Genomic DNA, 19,784 nt, shown 5'->3' with positions numbered 1-19,784 from the left:
TTAATAATGAAAAATAGTGAAAAAATAGCATTATTTTAATTAAAAAAACTTTTATTCTTACAAATCTATATCGTATTGCTTAAGTTTATTGTAGAGTGTTTTTCTGTCTATCTCTAAAAGACGTGCAGCTTTACTTTTATTACCATCTGCTTGTTCTAAGGCTTGCAAAATTAAGGTTTCCTCATTTTTGTTTTTAAAAAGTCCGTAGCTTTCTTTTGGCGCGTTGTTTTGCAACAATTCCTGTGGTAAGTTTTCTTTACTAATAAGTTTTTCTTCGGTAAGTAAAACGGCTCGTTTAATGCTATTTTGCATTTCGCGTAAGTTGCCCGGCCAAGCATAGGTACTAAAAACAGCCAGAGCTTCTTCCGTAAAGCCAATAATATTTTTATCTAATTCTGCATTTGCTTTTTCTAAAAAATAGTTAGCAAACAGCGGCAAATCTTCTTTTCTGTTTTTTAGTGCCGGTACTTCTATAGAAAATTCGTTAAGGCGGTGGTACAAATCTTGCCTAAAATTGCCAGCTTCCACAGCTTTTTTCAAATCTTCGTTGGTAGCGGTAATCACCCGAATGTCTACTTCTATTTCTTGGTTACTGCCAACGGGTTTTATTTTTCGCTCTTGCAAAGCGCGCAATAATTGCATTTGCAAATCGTAGTTTAAGTTTCCTATTTCGTCTAAAAACAAAGTACCTTTGTCTGCTGCTTTAAAATGTCCTATTTTATCCTGAATGGCGCCGGTAAAACTTCCTTTTATATGGCCAAAAAACTCACTCGAAGCTATTTCTTTAGGAATTGCGCCACAATCTACTGCAATAAAAGCCTCTTCTTTGCGCTTGCTTTGCTTATGTATTTTTTTAGCAACATATTCTTTTCCCGTACCGCTCTCACCAATAATTAAAACAGACATAGGCGTTGGCGCCACCAACCTGATATAATTGTTGAGTTTTTTGGAAGCATCGCTCACACATTCTACAAAATGTACAGAAGTTGCTGTTTTCTCTCTTTGAGAGACAGAACTTTTTTTTGGTTCTGCTGGTGTAGTTTGCGTGGCTTTTTCTACAAGATTTAAAAGTTTTTCCGGGTTTATGGGTTTAGATATATAATCTAATGCGCCTTTTTTCATTACCTCAACAGCTTTGTCTACTTCGGCGTAACTAGTCATTAAAATTACCGGCGTTTTTAAACCTTTGCGGTTTACCAGATCTAAAACGGCTGTTCCTTCTTTTTCGGGAAGGCGTACGTCTGTTAAAATAAGTTGATAGGTGTTTTCTTCTAATAGGTTTAAGGCTTCTTCTGTAGAGAAACAAGAATCTACTGCATAACCTTTTTTGGTTAAAAAGTTCTCGAGCATTTTGCAAAACGCTACATCATCTTCCACTAACAAAATATTATTCACCCGACTCTGTTTTTACAAATTTACGAATTACTCTTCTCGCTAAGGTACAATAATACAAGAAAAAAGACTGTCAAAAAATTTTGACAGTCTTTTCCAATCTTAACCAAATACTAAGCTTTTTATTAGAGCTTAAAAACTAAATTTAGACTTGGGGTCTTCTTATCCACTTACCGTTTTGGTTCGCAAATACTGTTTTGGCCTGCGATTGACCATTCAACTTTAAAACCAATTTATACTCTTCACTATCGTTACTAAAAGCTTTGGTTAGTGTTGCGCCAGAAAAATCTTCGGCAATGGCTTTTTTAACGGCAGTAGGTACTTTTGTGGTTTTAATAGGTTGAAACTCGTTAACTAAAATTATGCTAAGTGGTTTTGCAACTTCTGCTTGGCCGCCTTGTACTTTAACCAGCGGAAAACCGATTAATGCACATGCTAAAATGGCGGTTATTGTTTGCTTCTTCATCATTGTTGGTTTTTGGTTGGGGTTAATAAGTGTTGGTTGTGTTAATGGTTGAAAATAGACTATTTGCGGAGCATTTCTCCTTTTTGGTTAAGATAGATTGTATTGCTGGCGTTTACATCTTCTAGCCTTAATACAATTTTATAATTTTTTTGGTTGTCTTGATAAACCTCTTTTATTTTGGCTTCTTCATAGTTACTTGCTACTTTTTCTTTAATAAATTTTGGCAAGTCGTTTTGAGAAATGGGCTTATACGTTTTTTGCGCTAAACTATTGCTACTTTTGGCCGCTACAGATTTAGTAAGCTTGTTTTCTTGTGCTTTCATTTCCGTAAAGCTTAAAAAAGCTAATGCTATAAAGGCGGTTATCGTAAACTTTTTCATGGTTTAGTGGTTTTCTTTACGGAAGGTAATGAGAATTCTATGCCAGCCCTTACAAAACACTTCAGATAACCACTTAATCATATACATATCAGTGTCTTAAAGAATATAGCTGATTAAATTACGAAAATGACAAAAGTGTAGAGAATTTTAAATTTCTACACATTAGCTGTGGAATATTACCACAAATTGCGCTATGCCAATTATTAAAAATCTGGGGTTTTTCTGCGATTTTTCTTTTCGGAATGTTGTTTTTTGGCTTTTAAACGCTTTAGTTTTTGCGCTTTAGAGGGTTTGGTTTTTTTACGCTTCTTGGGTTCTTTTAGCGCATTTTCTATCAGCTTCAAAAATCGCTTATTAACCAATTTCTTATTTTTATGCTGACTTCTAGAACTATCTGCCGCTAATTGCAGTTGGTTATTTTTGGTAAGTCGGTTTTGTAATTTTTGTCGTAAACGCTCTTTTTGCTTTTCCGTAAAGACAGCAGAAGTCTCCAAATTCCATTGCAAAACAACTTTGGTGCTGGCCTTATTAGCATGTTGCCCGCCGGGACCGCCGCTTAAAGTAGCCGAGTGGGTAACTTCTTGTAAAAGCTGCTTTGCAGAAAACATAATCTAGTTGGTTTGGTGGCTGGATTTGCCCAAATCTAAAACGGTTTTTACCGGATTAAAACTAAGCAAAGGCGTTTCTACAAAAATGGTATTCCAGTAAGCCATTGCACCGTTCCACAAGCCGGGAAGTTCTAAAGCTTTTAGTTGTTGCCCGTTTTTAGATTTTTTGGTAATAAAACCTTTGTTGGGATTAATAAATTGGTGCAGATCAAACTTTTGACCTTTGTAATCTTTAACGCCGCAAACAATATCTACCGGATTAAAATGCGTTGCGTCTTTTACAATTTTTTGTTGCGATGCATTGTTTGGGTCAATTTGCGCTCCTTCTACTATTTGCAAAGAAATTTCGCCCTTACCATCTTTTACCCAGAAAGGACCGCCGCCCGGAGCGCCTTGATTTTTTACCATTCCGCAAACGCGAATGGGCCTGTTTAAATAGTTTTTAATTTCTTCTTCTGTAGTTAACTTTACCGGCAAACTTAATTTTTCTTGTACTAATTTATTGGCGCGCTTTAAAAGGAAGTTGCTAAATCCTTGTTTGTCTAAACTGGTTAGAATATCAAAAATTTCGTTTTGCACTTCCAGCAAAATTCCGCCTAAAACTTTTTTATAGTAACAAACCTCGTTAAGATGTTTACGAACGGGTACATTGTCTATGTTTTTTATAAAAATTAAATCGGCATCTACGTTGTTTAAATTTTCGATTAATGCGCCGTGACCACCCGGTCTAAATAGCAAACTTTTGTCTGTTTGCCTAAATGGAGAGTTATCGAAATTTACGGCAATAGTGTCTGTAGATTTTTCCTGAAAAGAATAATCTATTTCAAAAGTGGTTTGGGTTTCGTTTTCTACCCTGTCTTTTATTTGCGTAAATCTTTTCTCAAAAGCCGGAAGATGTTCTTTTGCAACGGTAAAATGTAAAAAGGCCGTTTTGTCTTGGCGTGCATAATTTGCCGCTTCGTATAAATGCTCTTCAAAAGCCGAAACCGCTATATTTTCATATCTGTGAAACGGCACCAGGCCTTTTGGCAAGGCAGCATATTTTAATTTTTTATGGAAAAGCAAAGTATTTACCAAAAGATAAAATTGCTGGTCTTGGGGTAAATTTTCAAAATCGGGATGTTCTTCTTTTACCGCTTTTTCTACTTCCGGATAGAAAGCATAGGTTTTTATGTTTTTTGTAAACGCTTGCAGCGGAAGAAATTGCTCTTGCTTTAAAAAGTCTTGTAAGTTTTCCTTTGTATAGTCGTATTCTTTTACAAAGGCAAATAGCAGCTTAAACATTCTGGAGGCCGCCCCACTTGCCGGCACAAATTTTAGTTTTTTAGTCTTGGTGTTATCAAAAATCTGTTGGTAAAAGTCTGTTTGTTTTTCGTCTAATCGTAAAATACCGTTATCTATACCCGCAGCACCAACCAACTCGACAAAAGGAATACCTTCCCGAAAGGTCTGCAATTGTTTTTCTACTACCGGACGTTTTAGGCCGTGTTTTTCAATTTGTTCTAAGTCTGCTTCGGTAAATTTATATTCTTTCATTGATTAGGCATTAATTTGTTTATGGCATTTACGGCTTGTTGCAAACGTTCTTCTTTATTTCCCTTTACGGAAATAAATGGAAGTTGTCTTTTCTTTAAAACATTTTTAAAATGTGCATACATTTCTTCTCTTTCGTCCGGCTTATCGCGCAAATCGTCTTCCTGCCAAGGAATGTCTATATTGGTTAGCAAATACAAGTCGTAATGATGTCTTTCTATCGCTTTTTTTAAAATTTCGTTTTCAAAATTAAGATAATATACTTGACCGTAGCCATAAGTTTGCAAAACATTAGTATCGCAAAACAAAACTTTATTGGCTGTTTTGGCCAATTTGTTTTCTGTAGCTATTTGTCCTTTTGCAATAGGAACCAAATCGTGTGGCTCACAGATAATACCAGAATCGTCGTATTTTTTCTGTAAATAATCTCGGGCAAACTCCGGCACCCAATTGGTTTTATAATATTCTGCCAGTTGTTTTGCCAGACTTGTTTTTCCGGTAGACTCCGGACCAAAAAGCACTATTTTTAAACAGTTTGCGGGAGTTTGTTCAAGCGTTTTTTCCATGAAATATAACCATAAATTGCAATAATGGTGAGCAAGATATAAAGTATCGCGCTAAAAGCAAGTCCTTTAAAAAAGTAAAGCGGAATAGAGATTATATCGCCAATAATCCAATACGTCCAGTTTTCTAATTTTTTCTTCGCCATAAGCCACATTCCTACAAAAAATATAGAAGTGGTCAAGATATCGGTATACGAAATCCAGCTTTCCCACTTGTCAAAAACCTGATAAATAAGTGCTACACTAGCTATGGTGGCCAAGAAAATATAAACAGATTGTTTTTTCTCTTTTTTTGTGGTTCTAGTTATTGGGGTATAATGGTTGGCATCTACTTTTCGCGTCCACAAATACCAACCGTAAATACTCATACCAAAATAATATGCGTTTATAAGCATATCTCCCAGCAAGCCGTAAACCGCCAAAATATAAACAAATATAATTGTGCTTATCATGCCTGTTGGATAAACCCAAATATTATCTTTTTTGGCGTATACAACACTCAACACACCAAATAAAACGGCTATGAGTTCTAAAACAATTAAGTGAGTAGGAACTTCGTAATACTGACTAAAAACCCAATCAAAAACCTGGTTCATAATTACTTCTGTCCGTTTTTACAATCTTTATATGTATCAAGCCTCTTTCTACAGATTCTAAGGCAGATTCTACCTCTGTGGTAAGCAATTGCATTACGCTATCGTAGTCTCCATAAACTTGTGTACTTAACGGATTCTCGATTACCTTTAAACCAGAAGCCCGCAACCTTTTTATAAAAGTTTTTATAGCCGGCTCATAATCATCTTGGATGGGAGTAAGTGTAAGTTCTACAGATATTTTCATTGTTTTTATTTTTTACAGTTTTTAAATCGTTTTCGAAAGCCGTTCCTATAACGGCCATTTTTCCACCGGCTTTATAAACCGCCGCTAGTTGTTCTTGGGTTTTTATACCACCACCCACTATTACAGGAATTTTTACCGCTTCGGCAACAGCCTTAACAATAGTTGGGTTTACGCAATTTTTGGCTCCACTACCGGCTTCTAAATAAATTAAGGTTTTGCCTAGATATTCTGCAGTCAAAGCAGTTTCTACAATTGCCTTACAATTTTCTTGTGGCATTGGTTTGGTTTGGCTTACTTTTTCTACCGCTGTGGTTTTGCCGCCATCTATCAAAATATATCCGGTAGGAATTACTTCCAGCTTGGTTTTTTGTAAATATTTTACCGCTTTTATTTGTTGACCAATTAAATATTCGGGGTTTCTGCCAGAAAGTAAAGATAAAAACAACAAGGCATCTGCCTGCGGTGCAATTTGAGAATAATCTCCCGGAAAAATTATCACCGGCAACATGCTTGCAGCTTTTATGGCCTTTACCAAAAGTTGGGTTTTATCGTTTTCTACCGTACTGCCACCTACCAATAAATGCGTAGTGTTTTCGGGTAAATTTTGTAGCAATAAACCAACATCTTCTAGTGGTAACTTATCGGGATCTACCAAAATGCCCAATAAATTTCGGTTTAACCTAAGATCTTTTAGAAAGTTGTTTTGCTTTACCATATTAAGAAATTAATGTTTAAGCTAAAGGAAGCGCGTAGACACACGTAAAACCTTCGAACTCTAAAAAATGCAAACGGAATTCTTTTTTTGTAGCTTGACAACGCACTTTTGCCGTGGTTGTGGTAGCTTCAAAATCAAAATCTTTTACATTAATATGGTGCAAAAATAGCAAACCGGGTATGTTTACCAATTTATAAATAGATTCTTTAGCGCCCCAAACTATGGTAAGTTTTCGTATTAAAGCATCTTCATTGGCCACCGTATAATATTCTTCTAAAGGCGTAAATTTATGGGCTATTTTTAAGATTTTATTGCGTTGTTTTTCAATATCAATACCTATAGGATTTTTACTGATAATTATTCCGCTAAACTCAAAAGAATGCGTGATAGAAATATAATTATTATCGCGTAAATGCGGTTTTCCGGTTTCGTCATAATACAAATCATGATCGGTATAACCCGCTTCTGCCAGCAAATGTCTGATACTCATAAAGCCGCGTTTATGTATTTCTGACTTCATGCTGCCTACCCTATTTTGGCAATGTTCGGTAAGTTGCATGTCTTTTTCTAACCAATCGTAGGTCTCTTCTATTTTCCAAATGAGGACTTTAGTGTCTTTATCAACTGTTATTGTTTTGTAAAGAGCCATAGGTTTTGGTAGATAATGTTTATTTTTGCATTTACTTAAGTAGAATATAACAAATATAAGCATATGAGTACGAAAACTGAGAATTATGTGGCCTATAAAGTGAAAGATATTTCGCTTGCAGATTGGGGACGAAAAGAAATAGAATTAGCACAGGCAGAGATGCCGGGTTTAATGGCTTTACGGAAAGAATACAAAAACGAACAACCTTTAAAAGGTGCTCGTATTGCCGGGTGTTTGCATATGACCGTGCAAACTGCTGTTTTGATAGAAACCTTGGTAGAATTAGGTGCAGATGTAACCTGGAGTTCTTGTAATATATTCTCTACACAAGATCACGCAGCTGCAGCAATAGCAGCCGCAGGAATTCCTGTTTATGCTTGGAAAGGAATGACCGAAGAAGAGTTTAATTGGTGTATAGAACAAACTTTGTTTTTTGGCGAAGACCGCCAACCACTTAATATGATTTTAGACGATGGTGGCGATTTAACCAATATGGTTTTAGATAACTATCCGGAGTTAGCAAAAGACGTTAAAGGTCTTTCGGAAGAAACAACTACCGGCGTACACCGTTTATACGAACGTATGAAAAATGGCACTTTGCCCATGCCCGCCATTAACGTAAACGATTCTGTTACCAAATCTAAATTTGATAATAAATACGGCTGTAGAGAAAGCGCTGTAGATGCCATAAGGCGAGCCACAGATGTAATGTTGGCAGGAAAACGTGTTGTAGTTTGCGGTTACGGAGATGTTGGTAAAGGTACCGCAGCTTCTTTTAGAGGAGCCGGCTCTATAGTTACCGTTACAGAAATTGATCCTATTTGTGCACTACAAGCTGCAATGGATGGTTTTGAAGTAAAGAAATTAGAAACCGTATTGCCAAAAGCAGATATTGTAATTACCACAACCGGTAATAAAGATATTGTACGCGGCGAGCATTTTGAAGCTATGAAAGACAAAACAATTGTTTGTAACATAGGGCATTTTGATAACGAAATTGCTGTTGCTTGGTTAAACGACAACCACGGCGACACCAAAGACGAAATAAAGCCACAGGTAGATAAATATACCGTAAACGGCAACGACATTATTTTATTGGCAGAAGGTAGATTGGTAAATTTAGGATGTGCCACCGGCCACCCAAGTTTTGTAATGAGTAACTCGTTTACCAACCAAACTTTGGCACAGATAGAATTATGGAACCGTTCTGAAAATTATAAAAACGAAGTGTATATGTTACCTAAACATTTAGATGAAAAGGTTGCAAAATTACACTTAAAGAAAATTGGAGTAGAATTAACCGAGTTAAATCAAGACCAAGCAGAATATATTGGTGTGGAAGTAAAAGGGCCGTTTAAACCCGATTATTACCGTTACTAATATTGCTTCCGCGGAAGCTTAAAAACTATTCCAAATATAAAAATCCTTCTTGAAACTTCAGGAAGGATTTTTTTATGCAAACAACTATTTGCAAACTCGAGTTGACTTAAACATTTTATATCAAGCAACACAAGTCTCTTAGCTATCTGAATAAAAGTATTTTTTCTAAGAAATTTTTTTCAATAAAAACGAACAAAGCTTTTCTATTCTTTCAACAAACTAAAGTTGTAAGGCTTTTACTAACCTTCGGCAAACAAAAACCCGCCTTTTACAAGCGGGTTTTTATATTATTGTTTATTTCTAAACAAAATTCTTATTGGCCTAACACACGAATGTTATCTATTTGGTAAGTAGTGCTTACACCGTTTGCACTGCCCAAATATTTAAAGGCAATATAAACGTCTTGACCAACAAAGCTAGAAATATCTATATCTCCTGAAGGGATAAAGCTTCCGTAGCCGTTTTCGTCGCCGCTGGCAATAGTTGCTTGAGCGGTTACGTCTGTCCAAGTAGCAGCATCTACATCTCCGTTAAAATCTGAAGATACCAAAACAGTCAACGCATCGCCGTTGTAATAACCGTCGTTAGAAGTAAAGTTAAAAGTAGCTTCACTAAGATCTGCAAGACTTACTGCAGGAGTTATTAACCAAGCTTCGTAAGGATCTTCGCCAGAACCAAAAGCACTGGTTTGTGCATAACTATTACCACTAAATTCTCTGGTTTGCCAAACTCTGCTACCACCATTTGCGTTTAGGTTTGTCCACCCTTCTATCTGGATGTCTGTACCAGGATTTACATCGTCTCCTTCAAAGTTTTGCTTAAAGATAGCGCCACAACGTGGTTCCGTAAAGTTTACATCTTCGGGACCTCTAATAGTAAGTTGGTAAGTACTACCAAACAAACTCATAACAGCGGTTAATTCGCCATTTTTGGTTGGTAACAACATATTTTTAAAATTAGAGTAACCGCTGTTTCGCATAATAACAGTTTCGCCATCACAGTTCTCTACAGTACGGTTTACGTTAAAAGTATCGTTAGTGTTTCCGTAAGATTCACCAATAAGACTTTCTACAAATTGTACATTTTCAAATTTAACTAAGGTGTTCAAATACTCGTCACCAATCTGGTCAATACTAATTACAGTAGGCACCAATTCTTCTTTTGTACCAGAGCGCGCTATTCTATCTTCAAATTCTGTAACGCTTATTCTACCAACTTGGTCACCATCTTGTGTACCAATGGTTGGCAAGTTTGCATAATCGCCACTATATAAACCGTCTACGCGGAAGTAAATTTTTCTTCCCGGCTCAAAACGTGTATACAAATCTGACGCTTCTGTAGAAATAGCAATTCCTGCTGTTGGGTTTTCCGGAGCATCTTGAATAATTAAAGTTTTATAAAAGTTACCCGGCTCATCGTTAGAGATAACGTAACCTTCTATATACAATTCTAGGTCAGAATCTTCGCCGGCAACAATTTCTACCGGTACCGGAGAATCTTCTGCCAAATCTTTTACTGCCTGAATTGTAAAATTCACGTCTTTATCTGGCTCATCAAAATTGATTGGCGGCGTATCGAAATCGTCGTCTTGCACACAAGACGTAGCAAACAATCCTAAAAAAAGGATGCTTAAAATTTTAAGGTTCTTTACTGTTTTCATAATTAAGTGTTATTCTAATTTATATTTTATTAAAATCTAAGGTATACGTTTAAGTAATAAGTGGTACCATAACCGTACCAGTATTTAGGTCCAAAAACCCGGGTATCTTGGCTATTGTCTTCTACCAAGTTTTGATAGTTGGCATTTCTACCTTGCTCATAACCACCGGTTTTATATTTTTCATCAAAAATGTTATTGATGGTTGCAAAGAAACCTACAAAGTAATCTCCTACTTTCCAAGATTTACCACCCACCACATTTACAAGCATGTAGTCGTCAAATTCTTCTTGTTTTAACAACTCGCGCGCGGTTTCTTCATTATAATCGCCGAATGGTATTCCATCTGTATCTAAATAAAAGTTCTGAGAGCGGGTAATTGGTGAAACATCTACATACGCATTAGAGAAAAAGTTGCTAGTTGCGCCAAACCACCAGTAATCAGGATCACGATATTCAAAGCCAATCTGGTAAGCTTGTTGCGGCCCACCGGCAATTTTATAATCTTTTAAATACGATTTTCCTAAATCGTTTTGTCCGTCGGGACCTACTTCCTCTAGTTCAAAATCATCGGATGTTAAGTATAAGTCAGGATTGTTATCATAGGTATACTGGCCATACGCTGCAGCTCCTTTTAACTTAATAGTTGGAGTTATTTGAGCTTCTATTCCCAATTCTGCACCCACATGACGTTTATCTATTCCGCTTAAAACTTCTTGCACAAAAGCAGTGGTTTGGTTTCTTCCTGCCCCAGAAATACCATCGGCATAAAAGAAAGAAATTTCTGTTGCATCTTGCATTTTAGTATAATACCCCGTTAACCTACCTTTTATAGTTGGTGATCTGTAAATATAACTTGCATCTATATTTTGACTAATCTCTTCGGTTAACCCATCTACCGTCATATTATTTTGACGCGAGTTAGAGAAAGAGCTTCGTAAAGTTGGCGCATCTGTCATATATGCCGCATTTACATCTATCATATGTCTTCCGGTAATTTTGTAGGTAGCACCAACTTTGGCACCATAGGTAGTAAAGTTTAATTCTTCACTTTTGCCTAAAGAGTTATCTGGATAGCTTCCGTTTTTATACAAACCGTTTCGTTGGTAAGTAGTTTTGCCTACGTTAGCACCAACGTAAAAATCTACTTTGTTGTAACGGAATTGTCCCTGTGCAAACGCATTATATTCTGATGCATCTAACTCGTAGTTATACTTCATAGTGTCACCTTCGCCAACTACGCGGTTAGGATTATTTAAATCACTTTGTGCGTCGTCTCCTTGGTTATATGTATCTACATCTAAATAACCGTTACCTCCCAACAAGTCTAACATATTTGCAAAATTGTGTGAGTTTAAGTTACGGTAACTAAGCGTTCCGTTTACACGGATATTATCGTTAATATCTGATGTTAAAATGGTATTAACCATTAACTGTTTATCATCGTTACGATCTTCATATAAGTAATAACGCGATGTACCACCATATAAAACATTGGTTTCGTAAAGGTTGTACCAATCTATTTGGCCGTCTTGACGAAATTCTCGTTCTGCCAAGAAAGCACTTGCATAATTAGGTCCTTCCGGATTTGCTAAATGGTAACTTGGTAAAGATTGGTAGTAAGAAGGATCTGGGTTTGGCGCATTGTCATAGCCTAAACGACTGTTGCCAATCTCACCAAATTGGTAACCAACGTTGGTGTTTAATTGGGTTTTATCGTTAATATCCCAGTAATGGTTAAGCATAATAACCGGCTCTTCTATAGTACGTACGCGCGAATTTCTAATCTCACCATCTTGATAACCCCAATAAGAGTTATACTGTGTATCTTTTAGGTCGTAAACCTCTTGCGTATTGGCAGAAGTTTTCCCTCTTCGGTTGGGCGTATAGAATGCGGTAAGGTTTAAACTGTGGTTTTCTCCCAGTTTCTTTTCTACAGATGCAAAGAAAGAGTTTGCATCGTATAAAGAACCATCGCGGTAACCTTCTTCGCCAAAACGTCTGGACGCTAAAAAGCTAAATGCCCAGCCGCCTTCCATCATACCGGTATTGTACGAAGCCATAACACGACCTCTGTAACTACGGTTGGAAGAAGCATAAGAAACACGTCCGCCTTGTTGGTATTGGGTAGCACGCATTATTATATTGGTTGTACCGGCCAAGTCTCCAAAGTTATAATCGTTGGCAGATAAACCCATAGAAAAAACCTGGTTACGCTGGGCATCGTTTAAACCACCCCAGTTGCTCCATTGTGGGCGACCGTTGTACATTTTGTTCATTTCTATACCGTTAATTAATACTTTTCCGTTTTCAGAATCGTATCCACGCGGGTTAAAGAAAGTTGCGCTAAAATCATAAGCAGCAGCGTTTAAGAAAACGTCTTTAGAAGCTTGCAATAAACCAGAGAGGTTATCTGCAGAGCTTTCTTCGTTGTCTAACTCGTTATCAGAAAGACTAATTGTGCCTATCTGATAATTTTCTTCGTTAATGTCTACTTCTAAAGGTAAGGTTTCTAAATCTAAAACCTCGCCTTCGTTAATAGTAACAGGAAAACGCTTTTGAACAAAACCGGCCTTCTGCAAAGCAATAACTTGCTCTCCTAAAGGAAGATTAAAAGCATTAAAATTAAAACTTCCGTCTGCGGCGGTTTTTACGCTAAATGCCGAGTTTTCTATAGAAACTTCAACATCCGGAAGATTTTCATTGGTAGTAGCATCAATTACCTTACCTTTAACCTGAGTTTGTTGCGCAAGCAAATTACCCACTGAGCAAAGTAAAAATGCTAAAAGAAAAAATCTTTTTTTCATTTTTAAAATATTCATTACTACTTAATTTGAGTTAAGAAAAATTAAATTTCCGCCCGCAAAGTTACATTATTTCTCTACAATAATTACTTTTGGCGTAGCATTTGTTTTAAACTTTATTTAACATATCATAAAAAAGATGAATAAACTAAACACCACCTTATTATTAATTTTTATTTGCATTACTTCTCTAAGTTTTGCTCAAAGTAAAAAAACCTATAAAGTAAACACCATTGCTTTTTATAATGTAGAAAACCTTTTTGATACGGAAAACGATCCTACCAAATATGACGAGGCAAGCCCAATGATGGAAATGTCTGCGGCTTTGCGCGAAGAGGTTTACCCTAAGAAATTAAAAAACATGGCCAAGGTAATTGCCGAAATTGGTGCAGATGTTACCAAGAACGCTCCCGCAATTATTGGCGTGGCCGAGGTAGAAAACCGTAAAGTGCTGGAAGACTTAGTAAACGAACCGGTTTTGCGCGACAAGAATTATGGTATTATTCACGAAGATTCTCCAGACGAGCGTGGTATAGACGTTGCGCTGCTTTACCGTAAAGATGTTTTTAAACCAAAATCTGTTTCTTCGCACACGTTAAAACTTTTCCGTAAAAACAATCCCGAAAAAAGAGACCACACCAGAGATCAACTCTTGGTTAGCGGACTTTTAGACGGCGATGAAATGCATTTTATTGTAAACCACTGGCCTTCTAGAAGTGGTGGCGAGGCTGCTAGCCGTTCTAAACGTGAAAAAGCTGCTGCTCTTAATGTAAAAATTATAGATTCTTTAATGGCTATAGATCCTTATTCTAAGATTGTTACAATGGGAGATTTTAATGATGGTCCTTATAACACAAGCATTAAAGAAGTGTTGGGCGCAAAAGCCGAAAAAGAAGATACCAAAGTAAAAGAATTGTATAACCCTATGGAAAATATGCAGAAAAAGCAAGGTATTGGCACAATAGCTTATCGCGACAGTTGGGATTTATTTGACCAAATAATTATTTCTCAAGCTTTCTTAAAAGAAGATTACAGCACTTATCAATATTATAAAGCCGGTGTTTTTAACCCAAATTATTTGGTTAATCCTCGCGGTAAGTATAAAGGTTATCCTTTTAGAAGTTTTAGTGGCGGCGGTTTTACAGGCGGTTATAGCGACCACTTTCCGGTTTACATTTACGTGATTAAAGAGGTAAATTAAAATTTAGGTTTATAAATCTAACAGCCAAGACGGCTAATTTAAACTGTTTTTCGCAGTGTGATTGTCACGCTTCAGCGGAAGCTTTAAATTAGCCGTTATATTTTATATCGCCCAAAAAAGTAAGTCTGTTCAAAGACAAAAAAAATTCACCATTTCTTCAATAGGAATAACCTTTTTTCAGTTCAAAAATTAAATTCTTTTGTTTTGGGAACCTTATGGTAAAACAGATTTCATAGTAGATATAAAAACAAAAAAGGAAGCAAAATTGCTCCCTTTTTTTGTTTTTATTTACAGATGGTTTTACAACCAAGCCGCCCACGGAATCATTGCTAATGTAGCTAGTAACGCAAGGCTATAAAAAATACTTAAGCTTTTAAACTTAGGATTTGAAGCTAATTTCTTTTTATGACGCGAGTATCCAATTGTTATTAAGATAACTGCAACAATCATTAACAACGGATGTTCTACATTGTATAAGCGTAAAGTAGGATTGCTCATTATGCTTCCCATATCTACATTTCCCGAAAACCATCTTACTTGCGGAGAAACAAAGAATAAAATTAAACCCAATAATAGCTGAATATGTGTTGCGATTAAAGCAAACAAGGAGATTCTAAAATCTTTTGGTGCATAAGAGCGTTTACCGGCCCAACCAAATATAGCATTAAAGGTTGCCAAAATTATAAGTAACAATACCAAATAGGCCCAAAAAGAATGTAAGTGAAGAAATGCTGTATACATAATATTAGTTTTTGCGCAAAGATACCTTTTTTAAAACAAAAAGTCGCTACCTAAATGGTAGCGACTTTTTTTGGCTTAATTAATAAACTATAGTGCTTAGAACTGGTATTTCACAGCTAAGTTCCAAGTTAGACCATTACCGTAGTAATAACCGTAGTTATCTTTTTGACCAACATATTCATAGTCTAAAAGGTTGTATACGTTACCTACAACTTGAATTCGGTTATCACCAAAGTTAAAGTTATAAGCAGCGCCTAAATCAAATAAAGAATATGGGCTTAACTTTTCAGATTGGTAAGTTTCGTCTTCTAAAGTAGATTCTGCAACATCTTCTACGTCTACAATTCCGTAAAGCTCTCCGTAGTAATTCCAGTTTAAATCAAAGTTAAGTTTTTTAGGTATCACATCGTAATTAACACCTAAACCTCCTGTAAATTGCGGAGCTCCACCTACTTTGGTTCCTGATAGGTCTGCGCTAATCTCATCAATAAACTCTGAATTGTTATTGTCTCTTATACGCACCGGAGAAGTACCGTCGTATTCCCAATCGCCTACAGTTACATAACCTTTTAATCGCAAGTCATCTGTAATACGGTATTGCGCATCTAATTCTAAACCTTTGTGTAGTTGCGCGATATCTGTAAATAAGAAAGATACATTATCAAATTCCGGTACACCGTCGCCATCTGGATTAGGGTCGTACTCCCCACCAACATTTTGGAACCTGTTTTCCCACTTGGTATAATAACCGTTTAAGTTAACTTGAAGGTTATTCATTTCAAATTTATAACCTGCTTCTAAACCAACAATCTCTTCGTTATCTACGGCAGGTTCTGCTAATTCTGTATTATCGCTATAAGAAGGGAATACATTATCTAAAAAGGGTTGTCTAGAATATTTTCCGGAGTTTACATAAAAAGCGTGGCCTTCTGCAAATCTCCAAGAAGCTCCACCTTTTATGTTGTAGCCTGTTTTGTTAACGGTTTCAGATTCTTTGGTACCTTCAAAATTCCCCCTATCTTCTCTTTTGTAAGATTGGTTAGAAATTGCACCTTGAAAAAATACAGAAAATTCATCGTTTGCCCATTCTACTTGACCAAAACCACCTTGGTAGTTAATATTTTCCGAGTAATCGTAATCTATACGCTCGTCTTCGTCTGCGTAGTTAAACAAAGCAGCCCAAGGGTCTGGATTAAAAGTGCTGGTTACTGTATGGTTTGGATCTCCGCCAAACTCTTCTACACGACCATCTAGACCTAATAAATCTGTTAATTGTCTAAAGTGAGTACCTTCGTAAAAACGTACATCTGCACCTACGTTGAAAGTAAGGTTTTTAAGTGTATCGTACTCGTAGTTAATTACAGAACCATACCAAGCGTGGTTATTTACAGAAGCTCTTAAAAGCGTACCGTCGTAACCTTTACTATAACGGTTACCGTTTTCGTCTGGCTCTATGGCTGCGTTAGCTACATTTTGAATATACGTCCAATCTATTTCTCCGTTAGACGGAATGTAGGCACCGCCTTGTAACGGATTTTCTGGAGCGGGAGCATAATCTACGTAACGAACACCGTTACCGTAATCGCCGGTACCACCACCTCTACCAAAAGAAGCATATACTACGGTAGATAAGTCTGATTTTTCAGAAATATTCCAGTCCCAGTTTAAGTTCATAACCGGTTTGTGGTAATAGTTTCTACGCAAGCTTAAATACTCACCGTTGTTATAACCATAGTTATTGTTGTATTTAATACCGTATTTATCATAAAGTTCTTGATCTTTAGAGAAGTTTTGATCGTGCCATTGTGGCGCACCGGTCAACAAGAAGTTGAAGTTGTGATCGCCGGCTTTTTTCCCTACAGAAAAGAAATAGTTTTGCCCTTGGCCTCTGGTACCTTTTGCATATTTGGCGTGTGCTTGCCAGTAATCTAACAAGAAAGAAAAGCCCCAGCCGCTTTCGCTTAAACCGGTATCGTAAGAAACTGTACCTTTAAAGTAGCTATCGTTTCCTACTAAAAATCTTGCAAAACCACCTTCTGAACGGTTGGTTGCTTTGGTAACAATGTTTATGGTACCACCAACAGAAGAAATAGCCAATTTAGAAGAACCTAGACCTCTTTGTACTTGCACCGCATTAGCGATATCTGATAAACCTGCCCAGTTAGACCAGTACATTTTACCGTCTTCCATCCCGTTAATTGGTTGCCCGTTTAACAAGAAAGCTGTATTGGTTTGATCAAAACCACGAACGTACATTTGAGAATCTCCAAAACCTCCTGACTCATTAGAAACATACACAGAAGGCGTATTTTTCATAATTTGTGGAAACTCTACGTTACCCACTGCCCGCTGCTGAATTTCAGCTTTAGTAATGGTAGAAACGGCAATTGGAGTTTTACGATCATCTTCCAAATCTATTACCCCACGACCTACTAGAACAATTTCCCCCAAAGCACTTGCATCTGGCATTAAGTCTATGCTGCCTAAATTTTGTGTTTGGTTTTGCTGTACGCTATAGCCAACTGTTTTGGCTTTAAAGCCAACATAAGTTATCTCAATTTCTCCAGATAATTGGTTTACCTCTAAAGAGAAATTCCCGTCAAAATCTGTGGTTGTACCAGCAGATGTTCCTTTTACCATTACATTGGCACCTGGTAAAGGTGTACCCATATCGGCATCTTTTACCGTTCCGGTAATAGTAGTTTGAGCATAAATGAAACTTGTTGTTAAAAACAAGATCATCAAAAAGGCTTTTTTCATTTCAATAATTGTTAAAATTTGTTTTTGGTTATCACAGCAAAAAAAATATTTTTTTACTGTTTGTTGTTTACCTAAACATTAAATTAAGTTTAAGTTATTTCTTTACTTTTTATTTACTGAACAATGTTTTTATAAAAAAAGCCTTAGGAACTAAACGCCTAAAGCTTTTTTATCTATACTCTTTATATTATCCAATTCTTTCTTTAAAGGTTCTATAGCCATAAAATAATCTGGTTTTAAAGATTCTTTTAAAGGCTCAGAACTAGGTAAATTTTGTTTATACGGGTCTACTTGTCTTCCGTAAACCCAAAACCTGTAACAAACATGCGGACCGGTTGCCAAGCCGGTACTTCCTACAAAACCTATTATATCTCCTTGTTTAACGCGTTGTCCAACTTTTGCATTGCGTTTAGACATGTGTAAATATTGCGTTGTATATTTTTCACTATGTCTTACTTTTACATAATTGCCGTTTCCGCGCGTGTAACTAGATTTTATTACCACGCCGTCTGCAGTAGACCAAATTGGCGTTCCCGTGGGTGCGGCATAATCTGTTCCTTTGTGCGCTTTCCACCTTTTTTGTACGGGGTGAAAGCGGCGTTTAGTATAACGCGAAGAAATACGGCTAAATTTTAACGGAGCTTTTAAAAAGAAACTTTGTAAAGATTCTGCTTCATCATCATAATATTCGGGAAAACCGCTAATACTGTCGTTGCCGTATTGAAAAGCATAATAATCGTTGCCGTAATGCGATAAAACAGCTGCTTCTATATTGGCCAATCCGGCATAAACCGTATCGTTGATATATTTTTCGTTATAAATTAATTTAAAACGGTCTCCTTTTTGAATTTTAAAGAAATCTACTTTCCACTGAAAAATGTCTGCCAGTTTATCTGCCAATAAAATACTTAACCCGGCATTATCCATAGCCGCAGAAAGCGAAGATGTTATAATACCCGAAGCTTTTTTGCGCTTAATAGTTACGGGTTTTTTGGCGCGGTATGCAGTGATAGAGTCTTCTAAATTGATTACAGTATAATTTACCCGGTCGTTTTCGTAAATAAAAGCTTTTATACTTTTGGCAGAATCTTTTTCTTTTAAAATAGTATAAGGTCTCCCGGCACGAAGGCGGGCAACATCAAAACTATCTTTTACCTTTTGTACAATTTTATAAACTTGGGCGGGAGAAACGCCATTGGTATCCATAATACCACCAAAAAAATCTCCGGGCCTAACCGTATCTTTAACAATATCGTATTGGTTTAACGTGAAGCCGTATTCTTTGCGGATTGGAGCCGGTTTTTCTATCTCCGCTTTGGTGATTTGTTTCGGCTCCTTTTTATCGTCTTTGCAAGCATAGAATGCTAGAGACATTAGGAGTAGTAATATTAGGTTGTGCGTTTTTTTCAAAGGATATAATTTCTATAATTCCATCTGTAAAACTTTTGCAAAAGTATTCATTATACTTCTACCCTACAACAAAAAAGAAAGCAAATTATTATATTTATTTTAAGATAAAAATATTGTTTTTTTGAATGTGGACTCTTACAATATAGTATATACTAATTGAATTCCCTTAAATTGGATCGCTCATTAGTTAGCAAAGAGGCAAATATATCCTTAGTTTAGAAAAATTGATTCTTCTTTATTGAAAACAATACCGTTTTTACCATTTAGAAATTATACTTAAATAGATTACTGCCCGATTAAAAAAACTTGCACTTAAAATCAACAATAGTTATTTTCAATAAAATTTGTTTGTTCATTTTTTTCATTGACAAATCCCGAAGCGTCCTTTAGGTTTGCAATACATAAATTTACTTATTTTAAAAAGGATGATAATGATGATGAAAATTTCTTTTTTTGCTTCTTTTTTTCTTTGTTGATAAGTCTAAATTTGTTGATAAACAAAAAAAGAACGGGGTGAACTTCCGAAGCCTCTAGGCTAATGGCCTTAGTCCCGTATTAGTCCCCGTTCTTTATTAACCTGGTTGCAAGGACCAAATAGAATTTTAGCAATTTACCTAGTAAAGGTGTTAGTCAAAGCAACCATTTAAAACCACTAAATTATGGAAACAAAAGAAACTATCGGTAT

General features: G+C 36.3%; 17 protein-coding genes. 2 read left to right on the top strand and 15 right to left on the bottom strand.

What is annotated here, in order from left to right:
* Positions 1-57 precede the first annotated feature (57 nt).
* From FKR84_RS08765 to FKR84_RS08720, 10 genes are all read right to left on the bottom strand, one after another.
* Positions 58-1,395 (bottom strand): sigma-54-dependent transcriptional regulator, encoded by a 1,338-nt coding sequence (locus FKR84_RS08765; protein ID WP_141421928.1) that lies wholly within the window; start codon positions 1,393-1,395, stop codon positions 58-60.
* Between the two features lie 142 nt (positions 1,396-1,537).
* Positions 1,538-1,861, bottom strand: coding sequence for a hypothetical protein (locus tag FKR84_RS08760; RefSeq protein ID WP_141421927.1), 324 nt, complete (start codon positions 1,859-1,861; stop codon positions 1,538-1,540).
* A gap of 56 nt (positions 1,862-1,917) precedes the next feature.
* On the bottom strand, positions 1,918-2,238 hold the full coding sequence (locus FKR84_RS08755; protein ID WP_141421926.1) for a hypothetical protein: 321 nt from the start codon (positions 2,236-2,238) through the stop codon (positions 1,918-1,920).
* A gap of 203 nt (positions 2,239-2,441) precedes the next feature.
* Positions 2,442-2,846 (bottom strand): alternative ribosome rescue aminoacyl-tRNA hydrolase ArfB, encoded by a 405-nt coding sequence (gene arfB, locus FKR84_RS08750; RefSeq protein WP_141421925.1) that lies wholly within the window; start codon positions 2,844-2,846, stop codon positions 2,442-2,444.
* Positions 2,847-2,849: 3 nt separating this feature from the next.
* On the bottom strand, positions 2,850-4,382 hold the full coding sequence (locus FKR84_RS08745) for a DUF4301 family protein (protein WP_141421924.1): 1,533 nt from the start codon (positions 4,380-4,382) through the stop codon (positions 2,850-2,852).
* Positions 4,379-4,945: an AAA family ATPase gene (locus tag FKR84_RS08740; RefSeq protein WP_141421923.1), complete on the bottom strand. Its 567-nt coding sequence runs from the start codon at positions 4,943-4,945 to the stop codon at positions 4,379-4,381. Before FKR84_RS08740 ends, FKR84_RS08745 begins: the two co-directional genes overlap by 4 nt.
* Positions 4,906-5,538 (bottom strand): nicotinamide riboside transporter PnuC, encoded by a 633-nt coding sequence (pnuC, locus tag FKR84_RS08735; protein ID WP_141421922.1) that lies wholly within the window; start codon positions 5,536-5,538, stop codon positions 4,906-4,908. Before pnuC ends, FKR84_RS08740 begins: the two co-directional genes overlap by 40 nt.
* A complete protein-coding gene (locus tag FKR84_RS08730) occupies positions 5,522-5,782 on the bottom strand; it encodes a thiamine-binding protein (protein ID WP_141421921.1) in 261 nt (86 codons plus the stop codon). The genes pnuC and FKR84_RS08730 overlap by 17 nt, the downstream gene beginning before the upstream one ends.
* Positions 5,739-6,497 carry a phosphoglycerol geranylgeranyltransferase gene (locus FKR84_RS08725; protein ID WP_141421920.1) on the bottom strand — a complete coding sequence of 253 codons (759 nt, stop codon included), beginning with the start codon at positions 6,495-6,497 and terminating at the stop codon, positions 5,739-5,741. Before FKR84_RS08725 ends, FKR84_RS08730 begins: the two co-directional genes overlap by 44 nt.
* 16 nt (positions 6,498-6,513) lie before the next feature.
* A complete protein-coding gene (locus FKR84_RS08720) occupies positions 6,514-7,146 on the bottom strand; it encodes a 4'-phosphopantetheinyl transferase family protein (protein WP_141421919.1) in 633 nt (210 codons plus the stop codon).
* A gap of 63 nt (positions 7,147-7,209) precedes the next feature.
* Between FKR84_RS08720 and ahcY the strand changes: the two genes are divergently transcribed.
* On the top strand, positions 7,210-8,526 hold the full coding sequence (gene ahcY, locus FKR84_RS08715) for an adenosylhomocysteinase (protein WP_141421918.1): 1,317 nt from the start codon (positions 7,210-7,212) through the stop codon (positions 8,524-8,526).
* 313 nt (positions 8,527-8,839) lie between these two features.
* Here ahcY and FKR84_RS08710 read toward each other — a convergent pair whose 3' ends face one another.
* Positions 8,840-10,186, bottom strand: coding sequence for a DUF5689 domain-containing protein (locus tag FKR84_RS08710; RefSeq protein ID WP_141421917.1), 1,347 nt, complete (start codon positions 10,184-10,186; stop codon positions 8,840-8,842).
* A 29-nt stretch (positions 10,187-10,215) separates the two neighbouring features.
* A complete protein-coding gene (locus tag FKR84_RS08705) occupies positions 10,216-12,990 on the bottom strand; it encodes a carboxypeptidase-like regulatory domain-containing protein (RefSeq protein ID WP_141421916.1) in 2,775 nt (924 codons plus the stop codon).
* 136 nt (positions 12,991-13,126) lie between these two features.
* On the opposite strand from FKR84_RS08705, the gene FKR84_RS08700 reads away from it, so the two are divergent.
* Positions 13,127-14,188 carry an endonuclease/exonuclease/phosphatase family protein gene (locus FKR84_RS08700; protein ID WP_141421915.1) on the top strand — a complete coding sequence of 354 codons (1,062 nt, stop codon included), beginning with the start codon at positions 13,127-13,129 and terminating at the stop codon, positions 14,186-14,188.
* A 300-nt stretch (positions 14,189-14,488) separates the two neighbouring features.
* On the opposite strand, the gene FKR84_RS08695 is transcribed toward FKR84_RS08700, so the two are convergent.
* The 3 genes from FKR84_RS08695 to FKR84_RS08685 all read right to left on the bottom strand — a co-directional run bounded on the left by FKR84_RS08695 (position 14,489) and on the right by FKR84_RS08685 (position 19,063).
* On the bottom strand, positions 14,489-14,929 hold the full coding sequence (locus tag FKR84_RS08695; RefSeq protein WP_141421914.1) for a hypothetical protein: 441 nt from the start codon (positions 14,927-14,929) through the stop codon (positions 14,489-14,491).
* Between the two features lie 96 nt (positions 14,930-15,025).
* A complete protein-coding gene (locus FKR84_RS08690; RefSeq protein ID WP_141421913.1) occupies positions 15,026-17,689 on the bottom strand; it encodes a TonB-dependent receptor in 2,664 nt (887 codons plus the stop codon).
* Between the two features lie 150 nt (positions 17,690-17,839).
* A complete protein-coding gene (locus FKR84_RS08685; protein ID WP_141421912.1) occupies positions 17,840-19,063 on the bottom strand; it encodes a peptidoglycan DD-metalloendopeptidase family protein in 1,224 nt (407 codons plus the stop codon).
* Between the last annotated feature and the right edge of the window lie 721 nt (positions 19,064-19,784).

The organism is Haloflavibacter putidus (genome assembly GCF_006546625.1).
GTDB lineage: Bacteria > Bacteroidota > Bacteroidia > Flavobacteriales > Flavobacteriaceae > Mesonia > Mesonia putida.
This window is presented reverse-complemented; position numbering and strand designations above follow the sequence as displayed.